Raw genomic sequence first — 14,342 nt, 5'->3', positions numbered from 1 at the left:
AGAATTGCCCGGATGTTCCCGGCCATTGCCGGCATTTTTGCGGGATGGGCCTGTGCGGCCCACCCCGAAATCTTAAAAGGCGTCTTCGAACTTCTTCGCCAGATCCTCGATGTTGTCCGGCGGCCAGTCCTCGACGTCCATGCCAAGGTGCAGACCCATGCCCGACAACACTTCCTTGATCTCGTTCAGGGACTTGCGGCCAAAGTTCGGCGTGCGCAGCATTTCGGCTTCGGTCTTCTGGATCAGGTCACCGATATAGACGATGTTGTCGTTCTTGAGGCAGTTTGCCGAACGGACAGACAGTTCCAGCTCGTCCACTTTCTTGAGCAGAAGCGGATTGAATTCCAGACCGTCGTCGTCGGAACCTTGCTGAGCGGACTCTGGTTCGTCGAAGTTGACGAAGATCGACAGCTGGTCCTGAAGGATGCGGGCGGCATAGGCCACGGCATCATCCGGCGTGATGGAACCGTCTGTTTCGACCTTCATGGTCAGCTTGTCATAGTCCAGAACCTGACCTTCACGTGTGGGCTGAACGTCGTAAGAGACTTTCTTCACAGGTGAATAGATCGCATCAATCGACATCATGCCGATGGGCGCGTCTTCTGGCTTGTTCTTGTCTGCGGATACATAGCCCTTACCGGTGTTGACGGTCAGTTCCATGTAAAGGTCAGCGCCATCGTCAAGGTGACAGATGACGTGGTCCTTGTTCAGGATCTCGATCCCAGCAGTTTCCGAGATGTCACCAGCAGTGACAACGCCCGGGCCTTTGGCCTGAACGGAAAGACGCTTTGGCCCTTCGACTTCCATGCGGATCGCGACACCCTTGAGGTTCAGCACGATGTCGGTAACGTCTTCACGTACACCGGCGACGGACGAAAACTCGTGCAGCACATTGTCGATCTGAACAGCCGTAATTGCAGCACCCTGCAAAGACGACATCAGAATACGGCGCAGCGCGTTGCCGAGTGTCAGACCAAAGCCACGCTCCAGCGGTTCGGCAACGACTGTTGCGCTCCGCAGCGGATCGTTGCCCGGTTTGACTTCCAATTGCGTTGGCTTGATTAACTCAGCCCAGTTCTTGTGGATCATGTGTCCCTCCATTCCTGTCTGCCTTTCATGTCCAAAAGGCAAACGCCCGAGGTTTCAAAATGACGGAAGGGGGCCGCGCGCAAAGGCACGGTCCCCAAAACGTTTGGTAAATTAGACGCGGCGGCGCTTTGGTGGGCGGCAGCCGTTGTGGGCCATTGGGGTCACGTCACGGATCGATGTGATGTTGAACCCGACAGCAGCCAGCGCACGCAGCGCGGACTCACGACCGGAACCCGGACCCTGCACTTCGACTTCCAGCGTCTTGACGCCGTGTTCCTGTGCTTTCTTGCCCGCATCTTCGGCAGCCATCTGTGCTGCATAAGGTGTGGACTTACGCGATCCCTTGAAGCCCATTGTGCCAGCAGACGACCAAGCGATCGCATTGCCCTGCACGTCCGAGATCAGGATCTTTGTGTTGTTGAAGCTGGAATTGACGTGTGCAACCCCGGCAGCGATGTTCTTGGAGACCTTTTTCTTGCCCCCACGACGTGTATCACGAGCCATGATGGTGCCTCCTTATTTCTTTTTGCCGGCAATGGCCTTTGCAGGGCCTTTGCGGGTACGTGCGTTTGTGGATGTCCGCTGACCGCGTACAGGCAGGTTACGACGGTGGCGCAGGCCACGGTAGCAACCAAGGTCCATCAGACGCTTGACGTTCATCTGGACTTCGCGGCGCAGGTCGCCTTCGACAGTCAGGTTTTCGTCGATATATTCACGAACCTTCAACACTTCCGCGTCAGACAGGTCGTTCACGCGACGGCTGCGGTCGATGCCGACAGCGTCGCAAATCTCTTCGGCTTTGGCGTTGCCAATTCCGGTGATGTAGGTGAGGGCGATTGGAACTCGCTTCCCTGTGGGAATGTTCACGCCAGCAATACGTGCCAAGGTGCTATATCCTTTTCGTTGCGGGTCCGTCATTCCAGACCCTTTTTTCACAACGTGAGCCCGGACCGTTTCGGATGCCGGGCTCAAGTCATATCGAGGTATTCAATCGGGGCGCGACCCCGTGCGATTCCCTTGCGGGATGGTGGCTTTTAGGAGTGTTTCGTTGGGGGGTCAACCCTCTGTTCAACGCCTCAGATAACTGCACACAAGTTCCCGATCCGCGGCATCCTCGATGTACAATTCGCTGGGGTCGGAATTGGGGTGGCAGACCTCCTGCGCAAAGCCCGCTTCGTGAACAGAACAGACGAAAAAACCGAAGGCCTAAATGATCGACGCGATCAGAAAACCGCCCCCAAAACCCAAGACGCGGATCACGTCCTAAGCCAATGCTTTCGCAATGCTGCTCGCAACGTCATCCATGCTGGCCAGGCCGTCCACAGACTTCAGATCACCCTTGGCATAGTAGTACCCGATCAGTGGCGATGTCTGTTTGTAATAGGCCAAAAGACGGGTCTTGAGGCTTTCCTCGTTGTCATCGGCACGGCGCTGGAAATCGGATGCACCGCAGTTGGTGCATTTGCCGTCCGCCGGGATCGGCTTGGTGTGGTCGTTGTAAACCTCACCGCAGCTACCACAGGTGGAACGGGCAGTGATCCGTGCGACCAGCGCATCATCATCGACCTGCATCTCGATCACGCGATCAAGGTTGTGACCCATATCATCCAGCAGGGCTCCCAGCGCATCGGCCTGTGCAAGCGTGCGCGGGAAACCGTCGAAGATGAAACCACCTGCATGAGAGGTATCTTCAAGCTGTTCGCGGATCAGGCCGATGACGATCTCGTCGGTGACCAGCTTGCCAGCGTCCATGACGGCGGCAACTTTCTTGCCCATCTCGGTCCCGGACGTGCGGGCAGCCCGCAGCATATCACCCGTGGACAGCTGTACCATGTCGCGTTCGTCGACCAGCTTGCGTGCTTGCGTTCCTTTACCCGCCCCCGGCGGTCCCAGCAGAATAATGTTCATCGACGCGCGGGCCCTTTCTTCTTGCCGCCACGCTTGCCACGCAGCTGCGACTTTTCAATCAGGCCTTCATATTGATGGGCCAGAAGGTGCGACTGGATTTGCTGGATCGTATCCATACCAACCGACACAATAATCAGAACGGATGTTCCGCCGAAATAAAAGGGAATACCGGCCTGCGCACGAACGATTTCCGGCAACAGGGCGACAAGCGCAAGATAGCCAGACCCCAGGACCAGAATGCGTGTCACCACATAATCAAGGTATTCAGCCGTCTTCTTGCCAGGGCGGATGCCGGGGACAAAACCGTTCTGGTTCTTGAGGTTTTCAGCAACCTCGTCCGTCTTGAACGCCACTTCCTTGGTGTAGAAATACGTGAAAAAGATAATCATGGCCGCAAAGAAGATCAGGTAAAGCGGCTGACCGGGGCCAAAGTACGCTAGCAAGGCCGACATGAACGGGCTGGTCGATCCGCCACTGAACGTGCTGATCGTCGTCGGCAGCAACAACAGGGCCGACGCAAAGATCGCAGGAATAACACCGGCTGGGTTTACCTTGATCGGCAGGTGGCTCGATGATCCGTCATAGACCTTCATGCCGCGCTGCTGGCGTGGGTACTGGATGTGAACCTTCCGCAAAGAGCGTTCCATGAAGACGACGAAGGTCAAGACAGCAATGACCATGACGATCACACCGACAATCAGCGCCGGGCTGATCGCGCCGGACCGGCCCTGTGACAGGAACCCGGCAAGGGCGGCGGGGATTTCAGCGATGATGCCGACAAAGATGATCAATGAGATACCGTTGCCGATGCCACGTGCGGTGATCTGCTCGCCCAGCCACATCAGGAACATGGTGCCACCGACGATGGTGATGATGCAGGACGCAAAGAAAAAGGCATCAGGGTTGGTCGCCAGACCGCCCGCCGCAAGGCTCGCGGCCAGACCGTAGGCCTGCGCCGTGGCCAGGGCGACTGTGCCATAGCGGGTGTATTGGTTCAGCTTGCGCCGGCCCTGTTCGCCCTCTTTCTTGAGCTGTTTCAGCGGCTCCCACATGGCACCAAGAAGCTGCACGATGATCGAAGCCGAGATATAAGGCATGATCCCAAGGGCAAAAATGCCCATACGGGACAAGGCACCACCAGTGAACATTGACAGGATGCCACCAATACCCGCAGCGGCATCTTCCATGAACAGACGCAATTGTTCTGTGTCGATCCCCGGCACGGGGATATACGTGCCAAGACGATAAACGATCAGAAGGCCGATCGTGAACCAGATGCGCTGGCGAAGCTCAGTGGCTTTGCCAAACGCGCCCCAACTCATGTTTGCGGCCATTTGCTCTGCTGCGGATGCCATGCGTGCCTATCTCTTCTGATAAAAAACGCCGCGTCTCGGTTCCCCGATCGCGGCGTTTGGGAAAACTTGGAGTTATGTAAGCGACCACTTGGCCGCTCACAAGGTCTTACTCAGCCGCGGCGTCTGCCTTTGGGGCAGTGACAGTCAATGACCCGCCAGCCTTTTCGACTGCGGCGATCGCACCGGCAGATGCGCCGGTCACTGTCAGGTTCACCTTGGATGTCAGCTCACCTTTGGCCAGAACGCGGACACCGTCCTTGACGCGACGCAGCGCACCGGATGCGACAAGTGCCTCTTCGGTGATGTCTTTCTTGGCGTCCAGTTTCTTGGCATCGATGAATTTCTGGATCAGGCCAAGGTTGATGACTGCGAATGTCTTGCGGTTCGGCTTGTTGAAGCCGCGCTTTGGCAGACGCTGGTAGATTGGCATCTGGCCGCCCTCGTAGCCGTTGATGGCCACACCGGAGCGTGATTTCTGACCTTTGATACCACGGCCACCCATTTTACCGGTGCCGGAACCGGGACCACGGCCAACGCGTTTTCTTGGCTTGGTCGCACCGGGATTGTCGTGAAGTTCATTCAGTTTCATGTCGCTATCTCCTTTGCCGGAGAACTGCACCCAGCGACGGGAACGCAGCACACGGCGTTTCAAATATGAATCGATGCAGGCACCGACCAGCGGCGTATAGACGGGGGGAAATGGTGCGTCAAGAAACGATCGGTCTAGAGTCCGTTATCCGTGCGTACACGGAAACCTTCGGCCCGCAACTTGCCGACGATGTCCTTTGTATGCGCGACATCGCGCGCTTCGATCACGACTTCCAGTTCCGCCTGCTTCAAGGCAACGGTCTGCATCATCCGCTGGTGGATTACCTCGACGACATTGGCACCGGCGTCGCCGATGATCCGGCTGATGGTCGATAGCTGCCCTGGCGTATCGTCAATTTCAAACGTCAAACGGGTGATGCGCCCGTCTCGGACAAGGCCACGAAGGATCAGCGTTGACAGCAAGCGCGAGTCGATGTTGCCACCACAAATCACAAGCCCGACCTTCTTCCCTTTTAGCGCGGCAAGATTGTTCTTGATGACCGCCAGCCCCGCGCCGGGGGCACCTTCCACGACCAGTTTCTCGCTTGAAAGCAGATCGAACACAGCATCCTCGATCTCTGCCTCGGATGCGGTATGTATCTGATCTACATGCGCTTTTACGATCTCTATGTTGGCTTTTGACGGGGCCTTGACCGCGATGCCCTCGGCCAAAGTCGGCCCGCCGAAGTGCGGCGCGTGGCCTTCGACGGCCGCTTTGACCGCATCAAAGGTCTCGGCCTGCGCGCCGATCACGACGACGCATGGCTTGATGGCTTTCGCGGCCACGGACATGCCTGCTATCAGACCACCACCACCGATGGGCACGACAATCACATCAAGGTCGGGCTGCTGTTCCAGCATCTCGATCGCAACGGTCCCCTGCCCTGCCGCGACGACGGGATCGTCGAACGGATGGATGATCGTCAGCCCCTGATCGGCGGCCATGTCGTGGGTAAACTGCACGCCGTCATCAAAGCCTTTGCCATGCAGGACGACATGGGCACCAAAGTCTTCTGTCCGCTTGATCTTGTTGAACGGCGTGCCTTCGGGCATGACGATTGTGGCTTTGATTCCAAGGCGTTCGGCGTGATAGGCGACACCTTGTGCGTGATTGCCCGCGCTGCAGGCGATGACACCGGCCGCGCGTTCCGCTTCGGTCAGGGTCAGCAGTTTTGCAAGTGCCCCACGCGCCTTGAAGGCATTGGTATGCTGGAGATTTTCAAGCTTTAGGTAAAGGTCGATCCCAAGCTGCTTTGACAGCCGCGCTGCGTAGACCGTCGGCGTCAGCATCGTTGCATGGCGTATCTTGTCATGCGTTTGCTGGATGGTGGCGAGGGTCAGTATCATGAGGCCATGAGTTGCGGTGTGCCGGTGCGTTGTCAAGCGTAAGGCTGTGCACAGCCGATCTGGCCTGTGGCGCGAATCTTCAGTTAACGCCAGTTACTGCTGGGTTTTTAGGGTTGTGATCGGCGTGCACAGCGCGTGCACCGCGCGTGCACAGGTTTTCGCGCCGTGGGCGGGTTACGCTTGCGGGGCATGAAAGGGGAACGCAGATTGACAGGGCGGCCGCAGATCAGCTTCGCGGCGTAGGATGGTGCTCTGCGTCGGGGTCATAGGGTGGGATGACGACTTTTGACAGACGGTGTTCGATAACGGCATCCTTGAAGCCTTCAAGCTCTGTCAGTTTCGCCCGCCTTGCGGACGGCCTGTAGGCGAGCGTCAGATACAGCGCCGCAGCACCGGTCAAAAGCGACCCAATCCCGAGCTTGATCGCAAGAACGGTGTCGAACTCCTCGATCAGGTCTTCGGTCCCTGCCCCGAGTGTCAGCACACCGACAATAAGGACGAATCCGGAAAGGCCGGTCAGGAATGCTTTGATCATTTTGTATCTCTCTGCTGCGTTATCACGGTGCAAAGAATACAGAAAAATCTTGGTCAGAATTTGGCGGTATCGTGAATTCAATTGCGAGGCGTTTCACCCGACAAGGGGGGCGCTGGCCGCCCCAACGACCCAAGCCCAGAAGACCACGTCCTTCGCCCCATCCCCAGCGGCAAATCCGGCGTTGCTCCGCTTGGCGGGGCCATAAAAATCTGGCCATGACCAGGACGCGCGGGGCACCCAATTCATCGGTTTTGCGCACCCATGTTCCGATCCCTCTCGCACGACAAGTATATTGATAGGTTTTCGGCCCGCCTGATCCAGATTATGAATAATGAATGACATTCGATCAGATCAAAACCTTCCTCTGGGTCGCGCGGCTTGGTGGATTTCGCAAGGCAGCTGACCGGCTTAATCTTTCGCAGCCGGCCGTGTCGACCCGGATCGCCAATCTGGAACAGGAGTTGCGCGTGTCGCTGTTTGCGCGTGGGCCGGGCGAACTGGTCCTGACCAAACACGGCACGCTCTTGCTGTCATATGCAGAGCAGATGCTGTTTGTGGAAGAAGAGATCAAGCAGCGCGTCGCAAACCCGTCAGAAGCAGAAGGGCTCTTTCGCGTTGGGGCCTCTGAGACGATCGCGCAAGCATGGTTGCCGGATTTTCTTATGGCGTTCAGCGCGCAATATCCCCGCGTGAATGTAGATCTGACTGTCGATATCTCGCTGAACCTGCGCGCAGAGTTGCTGGAACGCAAACTTGATCTGGCGCTTTTGATGGGGCCTGTGTCCGAGTTTACGGTCGAGAACGTCGTTCTGCCGTCATTTGATCTGCACTGGTATCGGTCCACTGAAAACGCGCAGACGGATCTGAGCAAGATACCCGTTATTTCCTATTCGAGTAAGACCCGCCCCTACCGAGAGCTGATGTCAGAACTGTCGCGCAGGATCGGGCCGAAGCTGCGTGTCTATTCCTCGGCGTCCTTGTCGGCGAGTCTGAAGATGATCGCCGCGGGAATCGCCGTCGGCCCTTACCCTCGCGCCTTGGCCAATGATTTCCTGGAGGCCGGTCAAATCGTGGAATTTGATCCAGGTTTCCGGCCGCAGCCCCTGTCATTCACGGCGTCTTACCTGTCCGAACCGCGCAGTTTTCTTGTTGAAAACAGTGCGGATATCGCTCGCGAGGTGGCCGAGGCTTGGACAAAGACACATCCAATGTGAATTCAAGAAATCTATCACAGTTGATCTAAATTGATAATTTGATTGAAGTCGGTGGCTCGTGCAAAGCTTTCCCATAGTTTGGGGGGGCCAGATGACGCCAACAGAAATCCAGCACTCCGATCTGGTCGGCACGTCTGCAGAGGCAGTCAGGGCGGCCATTCGGACCGCATCCTACACGGGTCATACGGCAGGCCTTGCCGCCGGAAAGCTGCAGTGCAATCTTGCGATCCTCCCCGAAAAATACGCGCTAGATTTCCTGCGCTTTTGCCAGCGCAATCCCAAGCCCTGTCCGATTGTCGGTGTTGGAGACAGCGGCGATCCTACCCTGCCGACGCTGGGCCGTGATATCGACATCCGGACAGATGTTCCCAAGTACCGGGTGTTTCGCAATGGCACCCTGCGCGAAGAGGTTACGGATATCACCGATGTCTGGACCGACGATCTTGTGACAGTCGCGCTTGGCTGTTCCTTCACATTCGAGAATGCGCTTTTGCGCAACGGTATTCCCGTCCGGCATGTGGAATCGGGACTGAATGTGCCGATGTTCCGGACCAACATCGATCTGGTCCCTGCGGGGCGGTTTGGGGGTCAGATGGTCGTGACCATGCGACCGATCCCCGAAGCGCAAGTCGAACAGGCCCGCGAGATCAGCCGCCGTTTTCCGCAGGCCCACGGTGCCCCTATTGCGGCAGGCGATCCTGCAGACATCGGGATCACCGATCTGGCGCGTCCGGACTGGGGCGATCCGGTCGAGATGAAATCCGGTGAAGTGCCTGTCTATTGGGCCTGTGGTGTCACGCCCCAGAACGTCCTGCTGGATGCAGGCTTGCCGATCTGCATCACCCATTCACCCGGTCACATGCTGATCAGCGATGTGGCGGAAGACGCTGAAACAACAATTCTGACAAAGACCTAAAACGACCAACAAGGAGATCACTATCATGAAACATACACTTGCCATCCTAGCCGCCAGCACAGCGCTTGCCGCGCCGGCGTTCGCTGAAAACCTATCCGTCGTCGGCAGCTGGTCCAGCCTGCCGCTGCACAACGACTACGAAGCGCCGTTCTGGAGCACGACCCTTCCCGAGGCGTCCGGTGGCGACATCACCGTCGAGCTGACCACGCACAACCAGATGAGCCTTGGTCTGGGCGACATTTATCCGCTGCTGGGACAGGGTGTGTACGATGTGGCCATGACCGTTGCGGATTACGCGGTTGCCGATGCGCCAGAGCTTGAAGGGCTGGACGTGCCGCTGATCGCGCTGTCGGCTGACGAAGCCCGTGCCATGGTCGACGCGGCCCGCCCGATGGTTGCAGACATCTATCGCGACCGCTTCAATTCGCATGTTTTGGCCATTGCGCCCTATCCACCGCAGGTCGTCTTTTGTAACCACGAGATCACGAATCTTGCCGACCTTGAAGGTCTCAAAGTCCGTGCCTCTGGCCGCATGACAGCGAAACTGCTTGAGGCGCTGGGTGCAGAAGGCGTCAACGTCTCTTTCGCCGAGGTGCCGGGCGCATTGCAGAACGGTGTCGTGGATTGCGCCGTGACAGGTGCCGGTTCGGGCTACAGTGCTGGTTGGTGGGAAGTGTCCACTCATTTGCTGCCGATACCGCTTGGTGGCTGGGATTCGGTTGTTACGGCGATCAATCTGGACAAGTGGAACGGGCTGAGTGCGGAATCTCAGGATTTGATCACAAGCGAGATCAAAAGAAGCTTTGAAGACCCGGCTTGGGCAAGTGCGCAGGACGCGCTGGTCAATGATATCGCCTGTCTGACCGGCAACGGCGAATGCCCGTCGGGCGAAGCACGTTCGATGACGCTGGTTGAAGTCAGTGACGCAGACTTTGAACGTGCCCGCGACATCCTGACCAGCGAAGTGCTTCCTGAATGGGCAGAGCGCGCAGGCGGTGACTGGGCTGCACGCTGGAACGACAGCGTCGGCAAAGTTGTCGGTGTCACGATCAATTAAGAGACCAAGATCAGGGGACGTACCACATGGAACGCAAGATGATAGACAGCCTGCGGGCAATCAACAAAGGGGTAGCGCTGGTCGTCGGTTTCGGCCTGCTGCTGTGCGCAGCCTTTGTTCTGACGGATATCATCATGCGCCAGATTGGTACGTCCCTTGGCGGCACGGAAGAGATCGCAGGCTATGCCATGGCGCTCGCGACCTCGTGGGGGATGTCCTACACGTTGCTGGAACTGGGCCACGTGCGGATTGACCTGCTACGATCCAGATTCCAAAGCTTTGCGCGCGCCTTGTTCGACGTCTTCTCGATGATCGTCATGTCTGGTGTGATCATCACCATCGCGATCAAGGCATGGCCCGTTCTTGAACGGTCCCTGGCCAACGGGTCGCGGGCCAACACGCCGCTGGAAACGCCGCTGGCCTGGGTGCAGTTGCCATGGTTCGCAGGCTGGGTCTGGTTTGCGCTCATGTCGACCCTCACAACGCTCGCGGCGCTTAGCCTTTTGCTGAAGCGACGTCATGAAGAAACCGAAGCCATCGTCGGTGCCTTTGCCGAGCAGGAGACACTGCAATGATCGGATATGTCTCAATCGGGCTTCTTGGCCTGCTGGCCCTGTCCATTCCCGTCGGCATCGTGTTGTTTCTGCTGGGCTTTGGGATTGATACGTTCTTTTCCAGCTTTCCACTGACGCGCGGCCTTGGAAATATGGTCTGGTCGTCATCGAATTCGGCGACGCTGATCGCAATTCCGTTCTTTGTCTTGCTGGGCGAAATTCTGGTGCGCAGCGGCGTGGCAACACGCACCTATGCAGCCCTTGACCGGTGGGTGTCCTGGCTGCCCGGCGGGTTGGTTCATGCCAATATCGCCACAGCCACCATGTTTTCCGCAACCTCTGGATCATCGGTGGCGACAGCGGCGACGGTCGCCACGGTCGCCATGCCACAAGCGGAAAAGCTGGGCTATGATCCCAAGCTGTTTTCGGGTGCGATTGCCGCTGGCGGGACGCTGGGCATCATGATCCCCCCGTCGATCAATCTGATCGTCTACGGGTTCCTGACACAGTCGTCGATCCCGCAGCTGTTTTTGGCCGGTCTAATACCCGGCATCGCCCTGGCCGTCGCCTTTATGGTGGTCACAGCCCTTATCTGCCTGATCCGCCCGGATCTGGGGGGCGTTCGCCGGACCTTTCCTTTCGCCCAGATGATCCGGGCCTTGATTGATCTGATACCAATCCTGATCCTGTTCGGCCTGATCGTCGGGTCGATCTATCGCGGCTGGGCCACGCCAACCGAAGCTGCAGCCGTCGGCGTTGCGGGCGCTTTCGCCATCGCCCTCGCCTTTGGTGGTGTGTCCTGGGACATGCTGACTCAAAGCCTGACGGGCACGGTCAAAATTACCTCAATGATCATGCTGATCGTGATCGGGGCCTCGTTTCTGAATTTCACACTGGCGTCGGCGGGGTTGGGGCGCGAACTGACGACCTTTATGGAAGGGCTCGGCCTGTCGCCCCTTGGCTTTATCCTTGTGGTTGTCGTGCTTTACATTGTGCTTGGATTCTTCATCGAAACGCTGTCGCTGATGGTTGTCACGATCCCGATCATCGTGCCGATGGTTCTGGTGCAGGGCTATGACGTGATCTGGTTCGGCATCCTGATGATCGTGCTGATCGAAATGGCGCTGATCACTCCGCCCGTGGGTCTGAACCTTTATGTCGTGCAAGGCGCGCGCAAGTCGGGGACATTGAACGAGGTCATGCTGGGCGCGCTGCCCTACTGCCTGACCATGCTGGCCATGGCGTTCCTGCTGATCGCCTTTCCCGGCATCGCGCTTTTTCTACCGAACTTCCTGCAATAGGGTCCGATCAGGATGCGTATCGATCTCAACTCTGATCTTGGTGAAGGCTTCGGGCCCTGGTCGATGGGTGATGATGCTGAAATGCTGTCGATTGTAAGCTCTGCCAACATCGCCTGTGGCGGGCACGCAGGTGATCCGGAAACGATGTTCCGCACGCTTTCACTTGCGAAAGAGAACGGCGTCACCGTGGGGGCGCATCCCGGATACAACGACCGTGAAGGGTTCGGACGGCGTGTCATCCCCATGTCGCCCGCGGAGATCGGGCGGATGTGTGCCGCCCAGATTGGTGCGCTGATGGGGATTGCCGCGCAGGTCGGCGTACCCGTAACCTATGTCAAACCGCACGGCGCGCTTGGCAACCTTGCCGCCCGCGACGCAGAGGTCGCTGCGGCCATCGTCGCAGCCGTCCAGACGATTGATCCCGAACTTGCGATCCTTGCGATTTCGGGCACGCAAAGTGAACAGGCCGCCCGCGCGGCCAACGCCCCGGTCTTTTCCGAAATCTTCGCCGATCGCGGGTATCTGTCATCGGGTCAACTTGTCCCGCGCGATCAGGACGGCGCGATGATCCACGATGCCGGGCAAGCGACCGCGCGGCTGCTGTCCTTTCTTGAAACCGGTCTGATGCCGGTCATTGACGGACCTCCGATCAAGCTTGCGGCGCAATCCATCTGCGTGCACGGCGATTCCCCCGGCGCTGTCGCCATGGCGCGCGAGGTCCGCAACCGGCTGACGGCACAGGGCGTGCAGATCACCGGATTTACGAAGGCCTGAGATGCCAATGGACCCCCAGTTCACGCCCATCGCCGATCACGCGCTGCTGGTCAGTTTCGCGCAGGACATTTCTGACACGGCACATGCCCATGTCGTTGCGCTGGACAAGGCGATCGGTGCTGACATCCCCACCGGTGTGATCGAGACGGTGCCGGCGCTGGTCAACCTTCTGGTGTCGTTCGACCCGGTACAAACGGACCATGTGACCGTGCAAGGGCACGTCCGCATCCGCCTGAAAGGGTTGGAGACAAAAGCGTCGGCAGGCGTCCAGCGCAATGTGCAGGTCTGTTATGAGCCCCCTTTTGCGCCCGATCTGGACGCTGTTGCATCGGCAACCGGCCTGACGACCGAGGCGGTGATCAACGCCCATCTTGCCGGAGATTTTCAGGTTCTGATGTACGGGTTTGCGCCCGGTTATGCCTATCTTTCGGGCGTGCAAAAGCAGATCCAGGTGCCGCGCAAGCCAAAGCCCGTGCGCGATGTTCCGGCAGGCAGCGTCATTATTGCAGGGGCACAATGCCTGATCACGACCCTGACTATGCCGACAGGCTGGTCGATTATCGGCGGCTCACCAACCCCGATCTTTACCGGCGACCCTGAACATCCGTTTCTGTTCGATGTCGGGGATCGCGTCGCTTTCGAGCGGATCGACACCGCGACATACGACCGTCTGGATCGGGATCGCGATGATGGGTGAGGCAGCCTTCAGCGTTTCCTTTGCTGGCCCACTGGTCACCTTTCAGGATGCGGGCCGCCCCGGCAACATGCGCTTTGGTGTGGCCACGTCAGGCCCGATGGACCGTCTGGCCTTTGATGCCGCCAACGCGGCCCTTGGCAATGCGGCGGGAATGACGGCCATCGAAATCTCGCTTGGCGGTTTGATCCTGCAATGCACGGCCGGTGCCGTCACCGTCGCGATCACCGGCGGGGATTTTGTCGTCAAGCGCGGCGCGCAGAAAACCGCGTCTTGGACGATCCTCACCATCCAAAAAGGCGAACAACTGTCGATCAGCGCCGGAAAGACCGGAAGCTGGGCCTATCTGGCCTTTGCGGGCACGTTGAACGCCGCGGAATGGCTGGGCAGTCGTGCAACGCATTCGACCTCCGGCTTTGGCGGTGGCGTCGTGCAAGCGGGACAAACCATCACGGTTTCGGATGCCGCCCTCCGCGAAGATCGACTGGGCGATATCCGACGGCCCGACTTCATGCCCGACGGACCGATCCGCGTTGTCACAGGCCCACAGGATCAGTATTTTGCCGACGGGGCTGTTGCGTGTTTTGTGTCGGACACCTTCAAGGTGACAGAGGCCTATGACCGCATGGGGATGCGATTGAGCGGTCCCCCCCTAGAACTTGACGCGGCGCTTTCGATCCCGTCCGAACCCATCGTGCGCGGATCTGTTCAGGTGTCCGGGGATGGCGTTCCAACGGTGCTGCTTGCGGATCATCAGACAACGGGTGGCTATCCGAAAATCGCCACTGTCATTTCCTGTGACACCGACCGGTTGGCGCAATTTCGCGCGGGCGACACGGTGAAGTTCGCATCAATTTCCAGCCCGCAGGCGATTGATGCGCTCAGGGCCTTTCAAAAACAAAGGGGCCACTACCTTGAGGATATCGCAGTGGCGCGCGGATCATTGGCCCAGCGCCTGATGCGCGAGAACCTGATCCATGGCTGCGTCTATGAGTAGACCAAGGTGCTGC

The 14,342-nt window shown here is 58.4% G+C and carries 16 protein-coding genes; 8 read left to right on the top strand and 8 right to left on the bottom strand.

The genetic code is table 11. The features are described from left to right. Positions 1 to 72: 72 nt before the first annotated feature. From BMY44_RS17680 to BMY44_RS17645, 8 genes are all read right to left on the bottom strand, one after another. Positions 73 to 1,089, bottom strand: coding sequence for a DNA-directed RNA polymerase subunit alpha (locus BMY44_RS17680; RefSeq protein WP_089997342.1), 1,017 nt, complete (start codon positions 1,087 to 1,089; stop codon positions 73 to 75). A gap of 111 nt (positions 1,090 to 1,200) precedes the next feature. Continuing rightward, positions 1,201 to 1,593, bottom strand: a complete 393-nt coding sequence (rpsK, locus tag BMY44_RS17675) for a 30S ribosomal protein S11 (protein WP_089997292.1) — start codon at positions 1,591 to 1,593, stop codon at positions 1,201 to 1,203. A 12-nt stretch (positions 1,594 to 1,605) separates the two neighbouring features. Next, entirely contained in the window at positions 1,606 to 1,974 is a 369-nt protein-coding gene (rpsM, locus tag BMY44_RS17670; protein WP_089997341.1) for a 30S ribosomal protein S13, read from the bottom strand. 378 nt (positions 1,975 to 2,352) lie between these two features. Next, entirely contained in the window at positions 2,353 to 2,997 is a 645-nt protein-coding gene (locus BMY44_RS17665; protein WP_089997291.1) for an adenylate kinase, read from the bottom strand. Continuing rightward, complete coding sequence (gene secY / locus BMY44_RS17660) at positions 2,994 to 4,331, bottom strand: preprotein translocase subunit SecY (RefSeq protein WP_089997340.1); 1,338 nt, start codon at positions 4,329 to 4,331, stop codon at positions 2,994 to 2,996. Before secY ends, BMY44_RS17665 begins: the two co-directional genes overlap by 4 nt. Positions 4,332 to 4,458: 127 nt before the next feature. Next, positions 4,459 to 4,941, bottom strand: a complete 483-nt coding sequence (gene rplO, locus BMY44_RS17655; RefSeq protein WP_089997290.1) for a 50S ribosomal protein L15 — start codon at positions 4,939 to 4,941, stop codon at positions 4,459 to 4,461. A gap of 134 nt (positions 4,942 to 5,075) precedes the next feature. After that, on the bottom strand, positions 5,076 to 6,287 hold the full coding sequence (locus BMY44_RS17650) for a threonine ammonia-lyase (RefSeq protein ID WP_089997289.1): 1,212 nt from the start codon (positions 6,285 to 6,287) through the stop codon (positions 5,076 to 5,078). Between the two features lie 226 nt (positions 6,288 to 6,513). Continuing rightward, positions 6,514 to 6,822, bottom strand: coding sequence for a hypothetical protein (locus BMY44_RS17645; protein ID WP_089997288.1), 309 nt, complete (start codon positions 6,820 to 6,822; stop codon positions 6,514 to 6,516). 335 nt (positions 6,823 to 7,157) lie between these two features. Between BMY44_RS17645 and BMY44_RS17640 the strand changes: the two genes are divergently transcribed. The 8 genes from BMY44_RS17640 to BMY44_RS17605 all read left to right on the top strand — a co-directional run bounded on the left by BMY44_RS17640 (position 7,158) and on the right by BMY44_RS17605 (position 14,329). Continuing rightward, positions 7,158 to 8,036 carry a LysR family transcriptional regulator gene (locus BMY44_RS17640; protein ID WP_089997287.1) on the top strand — a complete coding sequence of 293 codons (879 nt, stop codon included), beginning with the start codon at positions 7,158 to 7,160 and terminating at the stop codon, positions 8,034 to 8,036. Positions 8,037 to 8,127: 91 nt separating this feature from the next. Further along, a complete protein-coding gene (locus BMY44_RS17635; protein WP_089997286.1) occupies positions 8,128 to 8,952 on the top strand; it encodes a putative hydro-lyase in 825 nt (274 codons plus the stop codon). 25 nt (positions 8,953 to 8,977) lie between these two features. After that, the gene (locus BMY44_RS17630; protein WP_089997285.1) at positions 8,978 to 10,009 is read left to right on the top strand and encodes a TRAP transporter substrate-binding protein; all 1,032 of its coding nucleotides are present in this window, start codon (positions 8,978 to 8,980) and stop codon (positions 10,007 to 10,009) included. 26 nt (positions 10,010 to 10,035) lie between these two features. Beyond that, a complete protein-coding gene (locus tag BMY44_RS17625) occupies positions 10,036 to 10,584 on the top strand; it encodes a TRAP transporter small permease subunit (RefSeq protein ID WP_089997284.1) in 549 nt (182 codons plus the stop codon). Then, entirely contained in the window at positions 10,581 to 11,864 is a 1,284-nt protein-coding gene (locus BMY44_RS17620) for a TRAP transporter large permease (RefSeq protein ID WP_089997283.1), read from the top strand. Before BMY44_RS17625 ends, BMY44_RS17620 begins: the two co-directional genes overlap by 4 nt. A gap of 12 nt (positions 11,865 to 11,876) precedes the next feature. Continuing rightward, positions 11,877 to 12,638, top strand: a complete 762-nt coding sequence (locus BMY44_RS17615; RefSeq protein ID WP_089997282.1) for a LamB/YcsF family protein — start codon at positions 11,877 to 11,879, stop codon at positions 12,636 to 12,638. 7 nt (positions 12,639 to 12,645) lie between these two features. Beyond that, the gene (locus tag BMY44_RS17610) at positions 12,646 to 13,335 is read left to right on the top strand and encodes a 5-oxoprolinase subunit B family protein (RefSeq protein WP_089997338.1); all 690 of its coding nucleotides are present in this window, start codon (positions 12,646 to 12,648) and stop codon (positions 13,333 to 13,335) included. Further along, positions 13,256 to 14,329: a 5-oxoprolinase subunit C family protein gene (locus BMY44_RS17605; protein WP_341349664.1), complete on the top strand. Its 1,074-nt coding sequence runs from the start codon at positions 13,256 to 13,258 to the stop codon at positions 14,327 to 14,329. The genes BMY44_RS17610 and BMY44_RS17605 overlap by 80 nt, the downstream gene beginning before the upstream one ends. The last annotated feature ends 13 nt before the right edge of the window (positions 14,330 to 14,342 follow it).

This window comes from Cognatiyoonia koreensis, from assembly GCF_900109295.1.
GTDB classification, from domain to species: domain Bacteria; phylum Pseudomonadota; class Alphaproteobacteria; order Rhodobacterales; family Rhodobacteraceae; genus Cognatiyoonia; species Cognatiyoonia koreensis.
Note: the sequence above shows the minus strand (reverse complement) of the source record. Positions and strands in the feature narration are given on the sequence as shown.